The organism is Motilibacter rhizosphaerae, assembly GCF_004216915.1.
Lineage (GTDB): Bacteria > Actinomycetota > Actinomycetes > Motilibacterales > Motilibacteraceae > Motilibacter > Motilibacter rhizosphaerae.
In genome coordinates this window covers 78,610-98,074 of the sequence record NZ_SGXD01000002.1, presented here as the reverse complement: position 1 = coordinate 98,074, position 19,465 = coordinate 78,610, and the positions used below count along the sequence as shown (strand labels likewise).

Below are 19,465 nucleotides of genomic sequence, written 5' to 3'. Positions count from 1 at the left end.
AGGCAGCATGAGCAGCTCCCTGCAGGCGCCGAAGGGCGTCGCCGAGTACGTCCCGCCCGACTCCGAGGCGTGGCTCGCCGTGCGCTCCGCGCTCGAGCTGCCGGCGGAGCGCGCGGGCTACGGCTACGCCGAGCTGCCGGTCTTCGAGGACACGACGCTGTTCGTCCGCGGCGTGGGCGAGTCGACCGACGTCGTCAGCAAGGAGATGTACACCTTCGACGACCGCGGCGGCCGCTCCATCACGCTGCGCCCCGAGGGCACCGCGGGCGTCATCCGCGCCGTCATCGAGCACCGGCTCGACCGGGGCCAGCTGCCGGTGAAGCTGCGCTACGCCGGGCCCTTCTTCCGCGCCGAGCGCCCGCAGGCCGGGCGCTACCGCCAGTTCTCCCAGGTGGGCGTCGAGGCCGTCGGCACCGACGACCCCGCGCTCGACGCCGAGGTCGTCGCGATCGGCGACGAGGCGTTCCGCGGGCTGGGGCTCACGGGCTACCGGCTCGAGCTGACGAGCCTCGGCGACGCGACGTGCCGGCCGGCGTACCGCGAGCAGCTGCTGGGCTTCCTGCGCGCGCTGCCCCTCGACGAGGCGACCCGGGCGCGCGCCGAGATCAACCCGCTGCGGGTGCTCGACGACAAGCGGGCCGACGTCCGCGCCCTCACCGCCGACGCTCCGCTCATGCTGGACTCGCTCTGCGACGCCTGCGCGGAGCACTTCGCCACGGTGCGCGGGCTGCTCGAGGCGCTCGGCGTGGCCTACACGGTCAACCCGCGCATGGTCCGCGGGCTCGACTACTACACGCGCACGACCTTCGAGTTCGTCCACGACGGGCTCGGTGCCCAGTCGGGGATCGGAGGCGGCGGCCGCTACGACGGGCTCATGGAGCAGCTCGGCGGGCAGCCGCTCTCCGGCATCGGCTTCGGGCTCGGCGTGGACCGGGCGCTGCTCGCCTGCGGCGTCGAGGGGATCGACCCGGTGCAGCGGCGGCGGGTCGACGCGTACCTCGTCCCACTGGGCGCGGAGGCCAAGCGCCGCGCGGTCGTGCTCGCCGCGCAGCTGCGCGCTGCCGACGTGCGCACCGACATCGCGTACGGCGACCGCGGGCTCAAGGGCGCGATGAAGGGCGCCGACCGCAGCGGCGCGCGCCTCGCCGTCGTCCTCGGCGAGCGCGACCTCGAGGCGGGCGTGGCGCAGGTGAAGGACCTGTCCAGCGGCGAGCAGCACGCCGTGCCGCTGGACGACGTGACCGATCGGGTCATGACGACGATCAGGGAGACAGCGCAGTGATCCGTACCCACGAGGCAGGCACCCTGCGTGCCGAGCACGCCGGCGAGACCGTGACCCTGGCCGGTTGGGTCGCCCGCCGGCGCGACCACGGTGGTGTGGCGTTCCTCGACCTGCGCGACGCCAGCGGCGTGGTGCAGGTGGTCGTGCGCGAGTCCGACGTCGCTCACGACCTGCGCGCCGAGTACTGCGTCAAGGTGACCGGCGAGGTGCGCCGCCGCCCGGAGGGCAACGAGAACCCCGACCTGCCCACCGGCGAGGTCGAGGTCGTCGTCAGCGCGCTCGACGTGCTCTCGGCCGCCGCGCCGCTGCCGTTCCAGCTCGAGGACCAGCTCAACGTCAACGAGGAGACGCGGCTGCACTACCGCTACCTCGACCTGCGCCGCCCGCGCCAGGCGCACGCCCTGCGGATGCGCAGCGAGGTCAGCCGCATCGCGCGGGAGCTGCTGTCCGGCAGGCACTTCGTCGAGGTGGAGACCCCGACGCTCACCGCGTCGACGCCGGAGGGGGCGCGCGACTTCCTCGTGCCCGCACGGCTCCAGCCCGGCAGCTGGTACGCCCTTCCCCAGTCCCCGCAGCTGTTCAAGCAGCTGCTCATGGTCGCCGGGCTCGAGCGCTACTACCAGATCGCCCGCTGCTACCGCGACGAGGACTTCCGCAAGGACCGCCAGCCGGAGTTCACCCAGCTCGACATCGAGATGTCCTTCGTCGAGCAGGACGACGTCATCGAGCTCGGCGAGGCGCTCGTGCGCGCCATCTGGAAGGGCACGATCGGCGTCGAGGTCGGCGACATCCCGCGGATGACGTACGCCGACGCCATGACGCGCTACGGCTCCGACAAGCCCGACCTGCGGTTCGGGCTCGAGCTCGTCGACCTCACGGAGTACTTCCGGGAGACGCCGTTCCGCGTCTTCCAGGCCGAGCACGTCGGCGCCGTCGTCATGCCGGGTGGCGGCTCGCAGCCGCGCAAGACCTTCGACGCGTGGCAGGAGTGGGCCAAGCAGCGCGGCGCCCGCGGTCTCGCGTACGTCACCTTCAGCGAGGACGGCGAGCTCGGCGGCCCGGTCGCGAAGAACCTCTCCGAGTCCGAGCGCGCGGGCCTCCAGGCCGCCACCGGCGCGCAGCCCGGCGACTGCGTCTTCTTCGGCGCGGGTGCCCGCGGTGACGCGCTCGCGCTGCTCGGCGCGGCCCGGCTCGAGATCGCCAAGCGGGGCGGTCTCGTCGACGACACCCTGCCGCCCGAGCAGCAGGAGTGGCGCTTCGTGTGGATCGTCGACGCCCCCATGTTCGAGCGCACGGACGAGGGGGGCTGGACCGCGGTCCACCACCCCTTCACCTCGCCCAAGGCGGAGTGGCAGGACCGGTTCGAGGAGGCGCCGGACCAGGCGCTCGCCTACGCGTACGACATCGTCTGCAACGGCAACGAGATCGGCGGCGGGTCGGTCCGTATCCACCGGGGCGAGGTGCAGCGCCGGGTGTTCGAGCTGCTCGGCATCACCGCCGAGCAGGCCGAGGCGAAGTTCGGCTTCCTGCTCGAGGCCTTCCAGTACGGGCCGCCGCCCCACGCGGGCATCGCCTTCGGCTGGGACCGCGTCTGCATGCTGCTGGCCGGGGCGGACTCCCTGCGCGACGTCATCGCCTTCCCGAAGACGGGCGCCGGCTTCGACCCGCTGACCGGCGCTCCCACGCCGATCACGCCGCAGCAGCGCAAGGAGGCCGGCGTCGACGCGAAGCCGGCCGCGGCGCCCAGCGGCGGCTGAGCCACCCGGACGACGTGCGGCGCGGGCGTGAGTGCCGCGCTGAGCACGGGGTACGGGACCCGCGCGGCAGCGAGGGGGCTGCCGCATCCGTCCGGAGGTCGGCATGGATCGCCCGCAGGGTCGTCTCGTCCGTCCCGCGCGCGGTGACACCCGGCTCCGCCTGGGGCTGGCGGCCGTCGTCACCGGCGCGCTGCTGACGGTCGTCGTCTGGGCGGTGTGCCGCGCCGTCTCCGCGTCGGGGTACGACGCGACCGCCGCCGCGGTCCTGCTCACCCTCACGATCGTGGGCACCGGCGTCAGCGGGACGGTCCTCGAGCTGCGCGCCTCCTCCACGCGCAGCGGGCGGCTGGGGTCCTTGGCGGCGCTGTTCGAGGTCCAGACGCTGCTCCTCGTGCTCCGCGCCGCGGGACTGTCCGTCACGGGAGGGGTGCCCCCGTCGTCCGGGATGGGGTGGGGGTCCTTCGCGACGGCGTACTCCCTGCTCGCGCTGACGTGGTACGCCGGCGGCGCTCCCGTCCACCGGCCCGCCCGGCGCTGGTTCCTCGTCGCCTGCGCCGTGCTGGCCGGCGCCGCGGTCGTGCTGCTCGCCGAGCTCCTGCCGGACCCGTTCGACCGGGATGGCCACCTCGTCGGGTGGGCGCGCGCGGCCTGGTGCGCCGCCGCTGTGCTGGAGGCGGGAGCCCTCGCCCGGCTGTGGCGCAGCGTCTCGGCCCACAGCATGACGGACTGGGCGGTCCGCTGGCCCGTCGTCGCCCTGCTGTCGGCGGAGAGCGCGCTGGTCCTGAGGGCGGCGTCCCCCCGGGTGTACGACGAGGAGTGGTGGACCGCGGTCGTGCTGCAGGCGGGGATCGGCGTCGTCACGATGGTCGGGCTCGTACTCGGGTCCGCCTCCCTGCTGCGCAAGCTGGAGGGCTTCACCGAGGACCTCGCCGGCGGGCTGGACGCCGAGGTTCGGCGCGCAGGCGCCGAGCTCGACCCGTCGGCGCCGCTCCGGCTCCAGGGCGCCTTCGCTGCCGACCAGGAGGGCGGAGCGGTGGAGCGGCTCCTGGCGGGCCGCGACCTCCGGATCGTGCTCCAGGCCGTCGTCGACCTGCGTACCGGCGGTGTGGTGGGCGTCGAAGCGCTCTCGCGGGTGTCCGGCGAGCCTCCGCTGCAGCCTGCGGAGCTCTTCGCCGCGGCGGCGGACCTCGGGGTGCTGCGCGAGGTCGAGCTGCTCGCGGTCGAGCGGGCGCTCGGGCTGCTCTCGGCCGTCCCGGCGCGGGCGTGGCTCGCCGTCAACGTCTCCCCGGAGACGGCCTCGAGCCCCCAGCTCGCCGCGCTGCTGCGCAACGCGCCCCGCCGTCGGCTCGTGCTCGAGCTCACGGAGCACGCCGAGGTCGCGGAGTACGACCTGCTGGTCGACGCGCTCGGCCGGCTGCGCGAGACCGGTGTCCGCATCGCGGTGGACGACGCGGGAGCCGGCTTCTCGAGCTTCCGGCACGTGGTCCGCCTGCGGCCCGACATCGTCAAGCTGGACATGAGCCTCATCGCCGGCATCGACACCGACCCGGTGCGCCGCGCGCTCGTCGCCTCGCTGCTCGGCTTCACCTCCAGCATCGGCGCCTCGGTCGTCGCCGAGGGCATCGAGACCGCCGCCGAGCTCGAGGTGCTGCGCGGGCTCGGCGTGCGCCTGGGGCAGGGCTACCTGCTCGCCCGCCCGCGCCCCGCGCCGGACGCGCTGGTCGTGCAGCTGCCGGACACCGTGGGCTACGCACCGACGTACGGCACCTGAACGACACCGGCGTCGGTGCCGCGCCGTAGCCTGCAGGCGAGATGAGCGACCTGTTCACGAGCGCCGGCGAGGACGTCGCGCGCGAGCGCGCCCCGCTGGCCGTGCGGATGCGCCCGCGCACGCTCGACGAGGTGGTGGGGCAGGCGGCGCTCGTCGGACCCGGCACCCCGCTCCGCCGGCTCGCCGAGGGTGGCCGCGCACCGAGCTCGCTGATCCTCTGGGGCCCGCCGGGCACGGGGAAGACCACGCTCGCGACGTTGGTGGCGCACGCGGGCGAGCGCCACTTCGTCGAGCTCTCCGCGGTGATGGCGGGCGTCAAGGAGGTCCGCGCCGTCGTCGAGGACGCGCGGCGCCGGCTCGGCAGCACCGGGCAGGAGACCGTGCTCTTCGTCGACGAGGTCCACCGCTTCTCGCGCACCCAGCAGGACGCCCTGCTGCCGAGCGTGGAGAACCGGTGGGTCGTCCTCGTCGCGGCCACGACGGAGAACCCGTCGTTCTCGGTGGTCAGCCCGCTGCTCTCCCGCTCGCTGCTGCTGACGCTGCAGCCGCTCGACGACGAGGACGTCCGCACCCTCGTGCGCCGCGCGCTCGCGGAGGAGCGCGGGCTGGGCGGACGCGTCGTCCTCGAGCCGGAGGCCGAGGAGCAGCTGCTGCGCATCGCCGGTGGAGACGCCCGGCGCGCGCTGACCTCGCTCGAGGCGGCCGCCGCCGCGGTCCCCGAGGGCGGCACCGTGGACGCCGCGACCCTGTCCCGGGCCGTCGACCGGGCGCTCGTGCGCTACGACAAGACCGGCGACCAGCACTACGACGTCGCCAGCGCGTTCATCAAGTCCATGCGCGGCTCGGACGTCGACGCCGCGCTGCACTACCTCGCCCGGATGATCGAGGCCGGGGAGGACCCCCGCTTCATCGCCCGCCGGGTCGTCGTCCACGCGGCCGAGGACGTCGGCATGGCCGACCCGACCGTGCTGCAGACCGCGGTCGCCGCCGCCCAGGCCGTCCAGCTCATCGGGCTGCCCGAAGCGCGGATCCCGCTCGCCCAGGCGGTCATCGCGGTGGCCACGGCGCCCAAGTCGAACGCCGTCGTCCGCGGCATCGACGGTGCGCTGGCGGACGTCCGCCGCGGGCTGGCCGGACCCGTACCCGCCCACCTGCGCGACGCCCACTACGCCGGCGCGAAGCGGCTCGAGCACGGGGTGGGCTACCGCTACGCGCACGACTCCCCGCACGGCGTCGTCGAGCAGCAGTACCCGCCCGACGCGCTCGTCGGGCGCGACTACTACCTGCCGGGCGACAACGGCGCCGAGCGCAGTCTCGCCGAGCGCGTCCAGCGGCTGCGGCGGGTCGTCCGCGGGACCCCCGGCGACGCCTCCAGCGCCGGTGACGAGGGGTCGAGCGGGTAGGGTTCCCACCCAGCGGCAGCGGCAGCGCCGCGGGCAGTCGAGCAGGAGGAACCGTGGAGTCCGCTGAGATCGCGCGGCGCTGGCTGAGCTTCTTCGGGGAGCGTGGCCACACGGTGGTCCCCTCCGCCTCGCTCATCGCCGACGACCCCACGCTGCTGCTCGTCAACGCAGGCATGGTGCCGTTCAAGCCGTTCTTCCTCGGGGAGCAGGCCCCGCCGTACCCCCGTGCCACGAGCATCCAGAAGTGCGTGCGCACCCTCGACATCGACGAGGTCGGCAAGACGACGCGGCACGCGTCGTTCTTCCAGATGTGCGGCAACTTCTCCTTCGGCGACTACTTCAAGGAGCGGGCGATCCCGCTCGCCTGGGAGCTGCTGACCCGCTCGCAGTCCGACGGCGGCTACGGCTTCCCCGAGGAGCGGCTCTGGGTCACGGTCCTCCACGACGACGACGAGTCCGCCGACCTCTGGCACCGCGTGGTCGGCGTGCCCCACGAGCGCATCCAGCGCCGCGGCCTCAAGGACAACTACTGGAACATGGGCGTCCCGGGTCCGGGCGGCCCCTGCTCCGAGATCTACTTCGACCGCGGCCCCGAGCACGGGCGCGACGGCGGTCCCGAGGCCGACGAGGAGCGCTACCTCGAGGTCTGGAACCTCGTCTTCATGCAGTACGAGCTCTCCGCCGTGCGCTCCAAGGAGGACTTCGACGTCGCGGGCGAGCTGCCGGCGAAGAACGTCGACACCGGCATGGGCCTCGAGCGGATGGCCACGCTGCTCCAGGGCGTCGACAACCTCTACGAGATCGACACGACCTGGCAGGTGCTCGACCGCGCGTCGACGCTGACCGGGCGCCGCTACGGCTCGGACACCCGCACCGACGTCGCGCTCCGCGTGGTCGCGGACCACGCGCGGACCGCCGCGATGCTCATCGGCGACGGCGTCGCGCCCGGCAACGAGGGCCGCGGCTACGTCCTGCGCCGCATGATGCGCCGCACGATCCGCAACATGCGGCTGCTCGGCGGCCCCGAGCACACGATGGCCGAGCTCGTCGACGCGTCGATCACGGCGATGGCGCCGCAGTACCCCGAGCTCGAGCGCGACCGCACCCGCATCACCACGGTCGCGGTGGCGGAGGAGACGAGCTTCAACTCGACGCTGCGCTCTGGCACGTCGCGCTTCGAGCTCGCCGTCGGCGAGCTCAAGGGCAGCGGCACGGCCCAGGTGCCCGGCGAGGAGGCCTTCCGGCTCCACGACACCTACGGCTTCCCCATCGACCTGACCCTGGAGATGGCCGAGGAGCAGGGCCTCTCGGTCGACACCGAGGGCTTCCGCCGGCTCATGCAGGAGCAGCGCGACCGCGCGAAGGCCGACGCGCGCGCGAAGAAGACCGGCCACGCCGACGTCAGCGCTTACCGCGAGATCGCCGACCGGCTCGGCCGCGCCGTGACCTTCACCGGCTACGACACCGTCGTCGACGAGGGCGTGGTCTCCGGGCTGCTGCGCGACGGCGTGCCCGTACGCGCCGCGGGGGAGGGCGAGGTCGTCGAGGTCGTCCTCGACCGCACGCCGTTCTACGCCGAGGGCGGCGGTCAGCTCGCCGACGCCGGCTACCTGCAGCTGGCGAACGGCGCCCAGGTCGAGGTCTACGACGTCCAGCAGCCCGTCCCCGGTGTCATCGTCCACCGGGGCAAGGTCATGGCCGGCGAGGCCGTCCTCGACCTCGCGGCGCAGGGCCAGGTCGACGTCGAGCGCCGGCGCGCGATCAGCCGCGCGCACACCGCGACGCACATGGTCCACAAGGCCATCCGCGAGGCGCTGGGCGAGACCGCGACGCAGGCCGGTTCGGAGAACGCTCCCGGCCGCTTCCGCTTCGACTTCAGCGCGACCGGCGCCGTGCCCCTCAGCGTGCTGCACGACGTCGAGGCGCGGGTCAACGCGCTGCTGCTCGAGGACCTGCCGGTGCAGGCCGAGCTCATGAGCCAGCAGCAGGCGGTGTCGAGCGGCGCCATGGCGCTGTTCGGCGAGAAGTACGGCGACACCGTCCGCGTCGTGTCGGTCGGCGACTGGGCGCGGGAGCTCTGCGGCGGCACCCACGCGCAGCGCTCCGGCCAGCTCGGCGTCGTCAAGCTGCTCGGCGAGTCCTCCATCGGCGCCGGCGTGCGCCGCATCGAGGCGCTCGTCGCGGCCGACGCGTACGAGTTCCTGGCGCGGGAGCACGTGCTGCTCGCCCAGGTCTCCGAGGCGCTCAAGGCGCGCCCCGAGGAGCTGCCGGAGCGCATCTCCGGGCTCGTCAGCCGGCTGCGCGACGCGGAGAAGGAGCTCGAGCGGGTGCGCTCGGCGCAGGTGCTGGCCGCGGCCGGCAGCCTCGCGTCCTCGCCCACCGACGTGTTCGGCGTCGCCGTCGTCACGCACGCCGCGCCGGACGGCACGAGCGCGGACGACCTGCGCAAGCTCGTCCTCGACCTGCGCGGCCGCCTCGGCCAGGAGCGCCCGAGCGTCGTCGCGGTCGCGGCGAAGGCCGGCGAGCGCCCGGTGGTCGTCATCGCGGTCAACGACAAGGGCCGCGAGTGGGGGCTCAAGGCCGGCGCGCTCGTCAAGGTCGCCGCCCAGGTCCTCGGCGGCGGCGGCGGCGGCAAGGACGACGTCGCGCAGGGCGGCGGCGCGGACGCCTCGCGGATCGGCGACGCGCTCGCGGCGGTGGAGCACACCGTCGGCGCGACGGTGACCGGCTGAGCGTGCCGCCCGTGACGGCGAGCGGCGTGCGCCTGGGCGTCGACGTGGGCAGCGTCCGCGTCGGCGTGGCGGTGAGCGACCCGCGCGGGACGCTCGCGGTGCCGCTCGAGACGGTGCCGCGGGCGACCGGGCGGTCGCGTACGGACGTGGATCGGATCGCCCAGCTCGTGGCGGACTACGCCGCCGTCGAGGTCGTCGTCGGCCTGCCGCTGACGCTGCGCGGCGAGGAGGGGGCGGCCGCGGAGGCCGCGCGGCTGTTCGCCCGCCGGCTCGAGGGCCGGCTCGGGCGGATCCCGGTGCGCTTCGTGGACGAGCGGCTCTCCACGGTGAGCGCGACCCGGGACCTGCGCTCCGCGGGGCTCGGGAGCCGCGAGTCCCGTGGCAGAGTGGATGCGTCCGCCGCGGCGGTGCTCCTGCAGAGCGCCCTCGACGCCGACCGGGCGGCGCAGCAGCACGACCAGCACGCACCCGACACGTACGACGACCCGCAGGTGGAGCGATGACGACGACGCAGGAGACCCCGCAGCGCAGCCCTCGGCCGCCGCGCCCCGGGCGCGGCGCCGAGCGCGTCAAGAGCGCCATCGCCGTGCTCATCGCCCTCGCGATGCTCGGCGGGCTGGGCGGCGGCGCGTACTACGCCGTGCACAAGGCGTTCGGGAAGGTCAGCACGACCGACGACTGGTCCGGCGAGGGCACGGCGGCGCAGCCGGTGACCGTCGAGAAGGGTGACACCGCGGCCGTCATCGGCCGGCGGATGAAGGCGCTCGGAGTCGTGCGCACGGTGCAGGCGTTCGTCGACGCCGCGCGCGCGGACGACCGCTCCGCCAAGATCCAGCCCGGGACCTACCGCCTGCGCAAGCACATGGGGGCGAAGGACGCCCTCGACCTCCTGCTCGACCCGACCGCCCGGGTCTCCATCAAGGTCGTCGTGCCCGAGGGCATGACCGCCGAGGAGATCGTCGCCCTGCTGGCGAAGAAGACGAAGCTGCCGCAGGCGCAGTTCGAGGCGGCGCTGACCAACCCGCGGCTCGGGCTGCCGAGCTGGGCGGGCGGGAAGGCCGAGGGCTTCCTGTTCCCGGCGACGTACGCCTTCGAGCCGGGCGACAAGCCGCTCGCGATGGTCCAGCAGATGGTCGCGCAGGCGCGCCGGCAGTTCGTGAAGCTCGGCATCACCGACGCCAGCGGCGCCCCCGCGTCCGGCGACGGAGGGGCGAACCGCGCGCCGTACGACGTGCTGCGCGTCGCGAGCATGCTGGAGAAGGAGGTCAACAGCCAGGAGGACTACGGCAAGGCCGCGCGGGTCGCGTACAACCGCCTCGACTCGCACCAGGCCCTCGGCTTCGACTCCGCGCTGCACTACTCCTTGGGCCAGGACGTCCCGCTGACGACGGAGATCATCGACGGCAAGGAGCGGGACAACCCGTACAACCTGCGCCGCCGGCCCGGCCTGCCGCCGACGCCGATCAGCAACCCGGGCGCGGCGACGCTCGCCGCCGCCATGGACCCGACGCCCGGCGACTGGCTCTACTTCCTCACCATCGACATGAAGAAGGGCACGACGCTGTTCTTCAAGACCAACAGCGAGTTCGTGGCCGCCAAGGCGAAGTACGGGATCGACTACTGATGCGCGCGGCGGTCCTCGGCCGGCCCGTCGCCCACTCGCTCTCCCCGGTCCTGCACCGCGCCGCGTACGCCGTGCTGGGGCTCGCGGACTGGAGCTACGACGCGGTCGAGGTGGGGGAGGAGGGGCTGGCGGATCTGGTCGGAGGACTCGGTCCGGAGTGGGTGGGGCTCTCGCTCACGATGCCGCTGAAGCGGGCGGTCCTGCCGCTGCTCGACGCGCGCGACGAGGTCGTCGACGCGACCGGCGCCGCGAACACGCTCGTGCTGCGCGACGGGCGCCGGGTGGGGGCGAACACCGACGTCCCCGGCCTCGTGGCCGCGCTCGCCGAGCGGGGAGTACGCCGGACCGAGCGTCCGCTCGTCCTCGGCGGGGGAGCGACGGCGGCGTCCGCGCTGGTCGCGCTCGGGCGGCTCGGGGCTCGGCAGGTGACGCTCGTCGTCCGCAGGCCGCAGGCCGCCGACGAGCTGTCCGCCGTCGCGCGCGCTGCCGGCGTCACGACCAGCGTGGTGCCGTGGGAGCCCGAGCGGGCGGCCGTGGCGATGGCGGCCGCCGACCTGGTCGTGTCCACCGCCCCGGCCGGGGCGACCGACGGTCTGGTCGACGCGCTGCCGCCGCTGGTGTCCGGTGTGCTGTTCGACGTCGTCTACGCCCCCTGGCCCACGCCGCTCGCCGTGTCGTGGCTGCAGCACGGGGAGGACGTCCTGGGCGGTCTCGACCTCCTCGTGCACCAGGCGGCGCTGCAGGTCGTCCTCATGACGGGCACGGCCACGCCGGCCGCGGAGCTCGTCGCCCCGATGCGCGCTGCGGGCGAGGCGGCGCTCGCGGCCGCGTGATCGTCCTGCTCAACCCGGCGGTCCGCCTGCCGATGCGCTAGCCGGAGGGTGGCGTCCGGAGCCGCCCGAGGTGGCAGGAGGCGCACGTGGAGCCCAGTTGGTCCAAGCCGGCGGCGACGTACGGCCTGGAGCCGAGCCCGGTCGCAGCGCCCGCCGTCGCTGCGCTCCCGGCGGCCCGTACGCCCGAGCAGGGCGACGCCCCGTCCGCGCCGCTGGACCTGCACGCGCTGCTCGAGCGGATGCTGGAGCTGCGCGCCTCGGACCTGCACCTCACCGCCGGCGCGGCTCCGGCCTTCCGCGTGCACGGCCGGCTGACGCAGATGACCGACGTGCCGCGGCTCACGCCCACGGACCTCCAGGGCGCGATCTACGGCATGCTGACGCAGCGCCAGCGCGAGCGGTTCGAGCACGCGCTCGAGCTCGACCTGTCGTACAGCCTGCCGGGGCGCGCGCGCTTCCGCGTCAACGTCTACCGCCAGCGCGACGCGCTGGGCGCGGCCTTCCGCGTCATCCCCTTCGAGATCAAGCCGCTCGAGGAGCTCGGCGTGCCCGCTGCCGTCGCGGGGTTCGCCGACCTGCCGCGCGGCTTCGTGCTCGTGACCGGTCCCACGGGCTCGGGCAAGTCGACGACGCTCGCGAGCCTCATCGACCTCGCGAACCGCACCCGCGACGACCACATCCTCACGGTCGAGGACCCGCTGGAGTTCCTGCACCGCCACCAGCGCTGCATCGTCAACCAGCGCGAGGTGGGCGAGGACACGCTGTCGTTCAACGAGGCGCTCAAGCACGCGCTGCGCCAGGACCCGGACATCATCCTCGTCGGCGAGCTCCGCGACCTCGAGACGATCAGCGTCGCGCTGACCGCCGCCGAGACCGGCCACCTCGTCTTCGCGACCCTGCACACCCAGGACGCGGCACAGACGATCGATCGTGTCATCGACGTCTTCCCTCCGGAGCAGCAGGCGCAGGTGCGGGTGCAGCTCGCCGGCACGCTCCAGGGTGTGGTCTCCCAGACACTGGTGAAGCGGGCGGACGGCACCGGCCGGGCGGTGGCGTGCGAGGTCCTCACCATGACGCCCGCCATCAGGAACCTCGTGCGTGACGGCAAGACGCACCAGATCGGCTCCATGATGCAGTCGGGTGCCGCGCACGGGATGCAGACCATGGACCAGCACCTGGCACAGCTCGTGCGCCAGGGCGTGGTGGACTTCGACGAGGCCCTGACCAAGGCGCACCACATCGACGAGTTCCGCCGACTGAGCGGACGGATGTGACAGCGTGAGCCTCACCTTCGAGTACACCGGACGCGACTCCGCGGGGAAGTCGGTCAAGGGCAAGCTCCAGGCGGACTCCAGTGGGTCCGCTCTCACGCGGCTGCGCAGTCAAGGAGTGGCGCCGCTGTCACTGAAGGAAGCGGGTGGCAGCGGCCTCAATCGGGAGCTGGCCCTGCCGACGTTCGGAGCCAAGGTCAAGCTCAAGGACCTGGCGGTCTTCTCCCGCCAGTTCGCGACGATGATCAACTCGGGCCTTTCGCTGCTCCGAGCGCTCACCATCCTCGAGCAGCAGACGGAGAATGCCTTCCTGGCGAGAGCACTCACGACGGTGCGGTCGGACGTCGAGACCGGGGTCTCGCTGTCGGTAGCGATGGCGCGCCACGGCAAGGCGTTCCCGCCGCTGATGGTGAACATGGTGAAGGCGGGCGAGGTCGGCGGCTTCCTCGACACCACGCTGCTGCGGGTCGCCGAGAACTTCGAGGCCGAGGTGAAGCTCCGCGGCAAGGTGAAGTCGGCGATGACCTATCCGGTCGTGGTCTTCGTCATGGCCATCCTCATGTGCACGGGCATGCTCGTCTTCATCGTGCCGACCTTCGCCGGCATGTTCAAGACGCTGGGGGGCACGCTGCCCCTGCCGACCCGGATCCTCCTTCAGCTGAGCCACTTCATGAAGTTCGGCGGCCCGATCGGTCTCGTCACGGTCGTCGCTCTCGCCTTCGCCTGGCCGCGGCTGAAGCACGACCCACGGGTGCGGAACGTGCTCGACCCGCTCTTCCTCAAGGTGCCGATCTTCGGTCCGCTCGTGCAGAAGATCGCGATCAGCAGGTTCACCCGGAACCTGGGGGCGATGCTGCGCGCAGGTGTTCCCATCCTGCAGAGCCTCGACATCGTCGGCAGCACTGCAGGCAACACCGTCATCGCCCAGGCGGTTCGCGAGATCCAGAACAGCGTGCGCTCGGGAGAGTCCGTCACTCGCCCGCTCGAGCGGCACCCGGTCTTCCCTCCCATGGTCGTGCAGATGCTGACCGTGGGCGAGGACACCGGCGCTCTGGACCTCATGCTCGAGAAGATCGCGGAGTTCTACGACCAGGAAGTCGAGCAGACGACCGAGCAGCTGACTGCCCTCATCGAGCCGATCATGATCGCGTTCCTCGGCGCTACTGTCGGCGCGATGATCCTCGCGCTCTACATGCCGATCTTCAAGGTCTCGGACCTGATCAAGTAGCGCTTCCTGCTCCACCGGCCCGGCAGTCCACAAGGGACTGCCGGGCCGTCCTCGTCTGCACGAGCAGGGGCGGCACGGCCTGGAAGCACCACCCGTTCGGAGCACGAGCGGCTCTCAAGTCGGACTGTGGTGGACCGATCTGCTTGGTGTCAGCAAGAGCTGCACCGGCCAGAGACGGACCCGCCCAGGGCGCGGTCGACGGTCGGAGCCTCCGGAGCCTCCGGAGGAATCGGCTGGCCTCGGCCGGCGCCTCGGCGCCGCGGGAGGACCGGCGGGGCAGCACACGTCATCGGTCCCCGGAGGACATCATGCTCGCTCGGTTCCGCAAGGCCATGCAGGAGGAGGAGCAGGGCTTCACCCTGATCGAGCTCCTCGTCGTCATCATCATCATCGGCATCCTCGCGGCTGTCGCCGTTCCCGTCTTCCTCAACCAGCGGAAGAAGGGCTGGGACGCGCAGGCCCAGTCCGACGCGAAGAACCTCTCCACGATCGAGGAGACCTACTTCACGGACAACAACGCCTACGCGCTCGTCGCGGCGGGTAGCACCGGCGCCGCGGCCCACGGCGTGCTGAGCGACTACAACCCCTCGTCCACGATCGCCACTGTCACGATCAAGGGCTACGACTCGACGGGCGCGATCACCACCACCGCTGCGAACGCGGTGAACGGGTACTGCATCGACGTGAAGAGCAAGTCGGGCAACTACTACACCTGGGACAGCTCGAAGGGCGGCCTCCAGGCCGTCGGTACCGCTGCCAAGTGCTGATAGCGGACTGAGCGGGGCCGGGCCCGGGACGGATTCCTCCGTCCCGGGCCCTGGCTCGTCCCTGCCGGCACTCAAGTGCCGGCCCGGGTGGCCGATCCAGAAGGCGCGACCTACCAGGGGGAGACGTGCACCGACTGCGCGCCGATCGCGGCGACGAGGGCTTCACGCTCATCGAGATCGTCGTCTCGATGGTGGTCTTCGCCCTGTTCGCCACCGGCATCCTCGGGGCACTGGTCACGATCGTGCGGACGCAGCGGACCAACAGTGCCCGCGTCGTCGCCGCGCAGTTGGCGAGCTCGGCGATCGAGCTGGCGCGCGGCACTTCCGCGGTGAAGATCCCGCTGGGGACGTCGACGCCCGGCCTGCCCGTGCCGGCCGGGTTCTCGGTCCAACAGGACGCCGCACTCGTCCCCTTCAACGCCACCGGCAGCGCATGCATGGCGACCGGGGGCAAGCTGACCTACGTCAGGGTCACCGAGACCGTGACCTGGTCGGGCATGGGCACGACAGCACCCGTCCGGTCGGACACCCTGGTGGCGCTGCCGATCACCGGCCTCGACCCCACCAAGGGCACCCTGGGCATCCCCGTGCAGGATGCGACCAGCGCTCCCGTCGCCGGTGCGACGGTCACCATCACGGGCGGCGCCAGCGTGGTCACGGGTGCCGACGGGTGCGCGCTGTTCACGGGGCTCACCCCGGGGACCTACACCGGTACCGTGAGCAAGGCGGGCTACGTGGACACGCTCGGCAACCTGAGTGCGACGTCGACCAGCACCAGCGTCACGGCCGCAGCCCTCACCGTGGCCTCGCCCGTCTCGTACGCCGCCGCTGGGATGCTCACCGTGGGCTACGCCGCGCCGGCCGGCTACGCCATCCCTGGCTCCCTGCCGCTGACCGTCGCAGGAACCTCCTCGTCCTACCCGGCACGGACCTTCTACGCCTGTGGCACGCCGCAGGCCACGGCGAGCTTCTGCGCCTCGACGGGCCAGGCGCCGCGCCTGGTGGGGTCCGTCTCCAACAGCGACCCCAGCCGCAACGGGCTCTTCCCCACGGGTACCAGCGGGTCCTACCTGACCTACGCCGGTGACTGCGCGGACAACGCGCTGCCGACTCCGGTCGCGGCCACCCTGGCTCCGGCGGGCAGCACCGCGGTCTCCGTCCCGTTGGGAGGGGTCGCGGTGACGGTGAGGCGCGCGGGGGTCGGAACCGCCGGTGTCACGCTCCGAGCGGTGCACCAGGTCAGCGCGGGGTGCTCCCTCGTCACAACGGTGCCCCTCGGAGTCAGCGGGAGCGGTGGCGCTGCCCCGGTGGCACTCCCCTACGGGCGGTGGACTATCCAGGCACTGGACTCGCTCCTCACCGTCCTCGGCTCCGCGGACGTCACGGTCGACGCCACGGTCAAGACTGCGACGGTGAACGCATGAGGACCCTGCGACTGCAGCGCCGACGTCCCCGCGGTGACGAAGGAGTGACGCTCGCCGAACTCCTGGTCTCCATCGGCCTCATGGCCGTCCTGGGAACGCTCCTCGTGACGTTGTCCGTGGCCGTGCAGCGCACGAGCCGGAGCGCGGACCTGTCGGCACAGCAGGTGGCCGACGTGAGGGCGGCCTACGAGCGCGTCGCGTCCGTGATGCGCGTTGCCGTGGTCCTCAACGACGGGGACACGACACCCTTCCTCACCGCCTCCGGCAACGACGCGGTGTTCTTCGCGAACCTGCGTACGGTCAACCTGAGCGCCGCCAACGCCAGCACCTCGGTGTCCGGGCCCACGAAGGTCGAGTACGTCGCCGTGCCGGGAGCGACGGGGACCGCCTGCAAGGCGACGGAGCAGTGCCTGGTCGAGAGGCTGACGAGCACGTCCTGGTCGTCGGGAGCCGGTGGCACGTACGCCTGGCGCGCGTCCGGGACCACGACCAGCCGCGTGCTCCTGCACGGCCTGTCGCCGTCGGCGACGCTGTTCAGCTTCAACGGGAGCGCGTCCTCTGCCACGGCTGCGCCGCTGCCCGTGGGGAGCACTGGCCTCGCGCCGGCAGACCTGTCGAAGGTGCGGGCCGTCAGCATCACCATCACGCCGGCGGACGCGTACGGCGTCTCGCTGCCCACGGCGACGGCGAGCGGACGGGTGACGCTGGTCGGAACGTCGCACGCCGCCACCGTCCCGGGAGACCTGTCATGAGGATGCGCGCAGCTGGCCGCGATGAGCAGGGCTTCGCCATGGTCGTCGTCATGGGCATGGCGCTCGTGCTGACGCTCGTCGTGTCCGCCTCTCTGTTCGCGGTGACGCGCCAGGCCGCGCCTGACCGCAGGACGCAGGACTACCAAGCCGCGCTCGCCGCCGCTCAAGCCGGTCTCGACGACTACGTGTCCCGGCTCAACGCCTGCGACACCTACTGGCTGGACGCCTGTGGAGCGCCCGCCGGCAGCAACGCGGCGCTCGTCACGGCCTCGGCCGCCCCGACCACGTGGGCGCGGGTCCCCGACACCTCCGGTGTCGCCATCGCGTCGTTCTACCAGTACTCCGTCCTGACCCGGCCCTCGAGCGGCCTGCTGCGCATCCGCGTCACGGGCAGGGTGAACGGCGTCCGCCGCACGCTGACCGCAGACCTGCGCAAGGAACGACTGCTCAACCTCATCTACTACACGACCTACGAGACGCTCGCTCCTGCGCTCTACCCCTACGTCCACCCGGCTGGCCAGATCGTCCCTGGAAGCGACAGCACGCACCGCTTCCAGTACCAGAGCGCCATCTCTGCATCGACCGCCGCCGCCTGCGAGAAGTTCTACTACAACGGGCGGAACAACGTCCGCCTCGGGTCCCGGACCTACTACGCCCAGACGTACAACAGCAACTCGGGTCAGTGGACCAACTCGGGAGGTCCCCAGTCCGAGACGCCCACCTGCGACACCATCTCCTTCGGCGGCGGTGACAAGCTCACGGGGCACGTGCACTCGGAGGACGCGATGAGCATCGGCGCCGGTGGCATCACCTTCCAGTCGCTCCGCGCAGGTGACGTCGTCGGCAGCAACTGGCCGGAGACGGCATCGATCCAGCCCAGCAACCCGAACAAGGTCTACTACGGCCCCGGGGACCCGGTGATGACCTGCACCGGCTGCATGACACCCCAGCGGGAGGACACGATCTCTCTCCCGCCCAGCAATGCCGCTCTGGTCAGCTATGCGGACAAGAGCCAGGGAGGGGAGGGCTGCCTCTACACCGGTCCGACCAAGCTCGCCTTCAACGCCGACGGCAGCGTCAGCGTGACCAGCCCGGGCAGCAGCGACGCGAGCGTGCTCAACAGCGGCTGCGGGAGTGCGTCCGCTCTGGCCTCGGGAGGCACGGCGACGGCGCGCCCGGCCAACGGCGTCATCTACGTGCGGGGGATCACCTCCGGCGGCTGCTCGTCCACCCAGCTCGGCTACACTCTCACGGCCGCGGAGTCCTGTCTGGACGGCAACGCCTTCGTCTCCGGGAGCGTGTCCGGCCACTTCACCGTGGGCGCGCAGAAGGACGTCGACATCGTGGGCAACACCACGTACGCCGGCGGGACGAGCAGCTCGAGCACGGACTCGTTGGGGCTCATCGGCAACGGCTTCGTGCAGGTGTACCACCCGGTGACCGACAGCGACGGCGACGGCGTCTACACCAACGACGTCACCTACAGCCTCCCCAGCGGCGGCGCTGGTATCGAGGTGGACGCCGCCCTGCTCTCGGTCCAGGGATCCATCACCGTGCAGAACTACAACAAGGGTCCGGCGCTCGGCACCCTGCGGCTCGTCGGGGCGCTCGCGCAGAAGTTCCGTGGGCCGGTCGCGTCGACCTCGAGCGGCTCGACCGTGAGCGGGTTCGTCAAGGACTACAGGTACGACTCGCGGCTCGTCACCCAGCCGCCGCCGTTCTTCCTCGACCCCACCAGCGCACGGTGGCAGGTCCAGGCGGTGGCCGAGCAGGCCAACCCGTGACCGGCATCCTCGTCACCTTCGCAGCGATCCTCGGGCTCGCCGTCGGCAGCTTCCTCAACGTGGTGGTGCACCGCGTCCCGCTCGGCGAGAGCGTGGTGTCGCCGCCGTCCCGCTGCCCCGGCTGCGAGACCCGGATCCGGCCGCTCGACAACGTCCCGGTGCTCAGCTGGCTGCTGCTGCGGGGCAAGTGCCGGACCTGCAGGTGCCGCATCTCGCCGCGCTACCCGCTCGTGGAAGTCGGGACGGGGGCGTTGTTCGCCGGGCTGGCAGCGCACTTCGGTGCCGCGCCCGAGCTGCCGGCCTTCCTCTACCTGGCGGCGGTGGGGCTCGCGCTCGCCCTGATCGACCTCGACTGCAAGCGCCTGCCGAACGCGCTGGTGCTCCCGTCGTACCCCGTCGCGATCGTCCTGCTCGCGCTCGCCGTCGCGGGCCCGGCGCCGCTGTCCGCGCTGCTGCGCGCCCTGGTCTGCGGGGTGGCGCTGTTCCTGGTCTTCCTCGGTATCGCTCTCGTCAAGCCGGGAGGGATGGGGTTCGGAGACGTGAAGCTCGCCGGCCTGCTGGGCTGCTACCTCGGGTGGGTCGGGTGGGACAGCACCGTGGTGGGCGGGTTCCTGCCGTTCCTGCTGGGCGGCGCTGTGGGCCTCGTGCTCATGGCGCTGCGTCGCGCCGGCCGACGCAGCGCGATCCCCTTCGGGCCCTTCATGGTCGCGGGGGCGATGATCGCGGTCGTCGCGGGCCAGCCCGTGGGGCATGCGTACGCCTCCTTCGTCCTCGGCTGATCACGCCTCTGCTTGCTTCCCTCAACTGCGCACCGCAGGAGCCGAAGAGGGAGGGGGC

General features: G+C 72.6%; 15 protein-coding genes. All 15 read left to right on the top strand.

Translation table 11 applies throughout. From position 1 onward, the window contains the following. The first annotated feature begins 7 nt into the window (after positions 1–7). Positions 8–1,282 (top strand): histidine--tRNA ligase, encoded by a 1,275-nt coding sequence (gene hisS / locus EV189_RS05905; protein WP_130492045.1) that lies wholly within the window; start codon positions 8–10, stop codon positions 1,280–1,282. Continuing rightward, complete coding sequence (aspS, locus tag EV189_RS05900; protein WP_130492044.1) at positions 1,279–3,039, top strand: aspartate--tRNA ligase; 1,761 nt, start codon at positions 1,279–1,281, stop codon at positions 3,037–3,039. Before hisS ends, aspS begins: the two co-directional genes overlap by 4 nt. Before the next feature lie 103 nt (positions 3,040–3,142). Then, positions 3,143–4,810 (top strand): EAL domain-containing protein, encoded by a 1,668-nt coding sequence (locus EV189_RS05895; RefSeq protein WP_130492043.1) that lies wholly within the window; start codon positions 3,143–3,145, stop codon positions 4,808–4,810. Between the two features lie 41 nt (positions 4,811–4,851). Continuing rightward, entirely contained in the window at positions 4,852–6,213 is a 1,362-nt protein-coding gene (locus EV189_RS05890) for a replication-associated recombination protein A (RefSeq protein WP_130492042.1), read from the top strand. A 53-nt stretch (positions 6,214–6,266) separates the two neighbouring features. Continuing rightward, on the top strand, positions 6,267–8,945 hold the full coding sequence (gene alaS / locus EV189_RS05885) for an alanine--tRNA ligase (RefSeq protein WP_130492041.1): 2,679 nt from the start codon (positions 6,267–6,269) through the stop codon (positions 8,943–8,945). Positions 8,946–8,956: 11 nt separating this feature from the next. Next, positions 8,957–9,448 (top strand): Holliday junction resolvase RuvX, encoded by a 492-nt coding sequence (gene ruvX, locus EV189_RS05880; RefSeq protein ID WP_130492040.1) that lies wholly within the window; start codon positions 8,957–8,959, stop codon positions 9,446–9,448. Further along, positions 9,445–10,569, top strand: a complete 1,125-nt coding sequence (gene mltG, locus EV189_RS05875; RefSeq protein ID WP_130492039.1) for an endolytic transglycosylase MltG — start codon at positions 9,445–9,447, stop codon at positions 10,567–10,569. Before ruvX ends, mltG begins: the two co-directional genes overlap by 4 nt. Further along, on the top strand, positions 10,569–11,402 hold the full coding sequence (locus EV189_RS05870; RefSeq protein WP_130492038.1) for a shikimate dehydrogenase: 834 nt from the start codon (positions 10,569–10,571) through the stop codon (positions 11,400–11,402). The genes mltG and EV189_RS05870 overlap by 1 nt, the downstream gene beginning before the upstream one ends. 86 nt (positions 11,403–11,488) lie before the next feature. Then, a complete protein-coding gene (locus tag EV189_RS05865) occupies positions 11,489–12,676 on the top strand; it encodes a type IV pilus twitching motility protein PilT (protein WP_269204174.1) in 1,188 nt (395 codons plus the stop codon). A 4-nt stretch (positions 12,677–12,680) separates the two neighbouring features. Continuing rightward, positions 12,681–13,901, top strand: a complete 1,221-nt coding sequence (locus EV189_RS05860; protein WP_130492037.1) for a type II secretion system F family protein — start codon at positions 12,681–12,683, stop codon at positions 13,899–13,901. 308 nt (positions 13,902–14,209) lie between these two features. Beyond that, on the top strand, positions 14,210–14,668 hold the full coding sequence (locus tag EV189_RS05855) for a prepilin-type N-terminal cleavage/methylation domain-containing protein (protein ID WP_130492036.1): 459 nt from the start codon (positions 14,210–14,212) through the stop codon (positions 14,666–14,668). Positions 14,669–14,793: 125 nt separating this feature from the next. Further along, complete coding sequence (locus EV189_RS05850) at positions 14,794–16,092, top strand: carboxypeptidase regulatory-like domain-containing protein (RefSeq protein ID WP_130492035.1); 1,299 nt, start codon at positions 14,794–14,796, stop codon at positions 16,090–16,092. Beyond that, positions 16,089–16,844, top strand: coding sequence for a hypothetical protein (locus tag EV189_RS05845; protein WP_130492034.1), 756 nt, complete (start codon positions 16,089–16,091; stop codon positions 16,842–16,844). The genes EV189_RS05850 and EV189_RS05845 overlap by 4 nt, the downstream gene beginning before the upstream one ends. Continuing rightward, positions 16,841–18,628 (top strand): hypothetical protein, encoded by a 1,788-nt coding sequence (locus tag EV189_RS05840; protein ID WP_130492033.1) that lies wholly within the window; start codon positions 16,841–16,843, stop codon positions 18,626–18,628. Before EV189_RS05845 ends, EV189_RS05840 begins: the two co-directional genes overlap by 4 nt. Then, positions 18,625–19,407 carry a prepilin peptidase gene (locus EV189_RS05835; RefSeq protein ID WP_130492032.1) on the top strand — a complete coding sequence of 261 codons (783 nt, stop codon included), beginning with the start codon at positions 18,625–18,627 and terminating at the stop codon, positions 19,405–19,407. The genes EV189_RS05840 and EV189_RS05835 overlap by 4 nt, the downstream gene beginning before the upstream one ends. Positions 19,408–19,465 lie beyond the last annotated feature (58 nt).

Coding starts and splice junctions, on each gene's coding strand:
- hisS (WP_130492045.1), top strand. CDS start 8: ATGAGCAGCTCCCTGCAGGCGCCGAAGGGCGTCGCCGAGTACGTCCCG.
- EV189_RS05895 (WP_130492043.1), top strand. CDS start 3,143: ATGGATCGCCCGCAGGGTCGTCTCGTCCGTCCCGCGCGCGGTGACACC.
- EV189_RS05890 (WP_130492042.1), top strand. CDS start 4,852: ATGAGCGACCTGTTCACGAGCGCCGGCGAGGACGTCGCGCGCGAGCGC.
- mltG (WP_130492039.1), top strand. CDS start 9,445: ATGACGACGACGCAGGAGACCCCGCAGCGCAGCCCTCGGCCGCCGCGC.
- EV189_RS05870 (WP_130492038.1), top strand. CDS start 10,569: ATGCGCGCGGCGGTCCTCGGCCGGCCCGTCGCCCACTCGCTCTCCCCG.
- EV189_RS05855 (WP_130492036.1), top strand. CDS start 14,210: ATGCTCGCTCGGTTCCGCAAGGCCATGCAGGAGGAGGAGCAGGGCTTC.
- EV189_RS05845 (WP_130492034.1), top strand. CDS start 16,089: ATGAGGACCCTGCGACTGCAGCGCCGACGTCCCCGCGGTGACGAAGGA.
- EV189_RS05840 (WP_130492033.1), top strand. CDS start 16,841: ATGAGGATGCGCGCAGCTGGCCGCGATGAGCAGGGCTTCGCCATGGTC.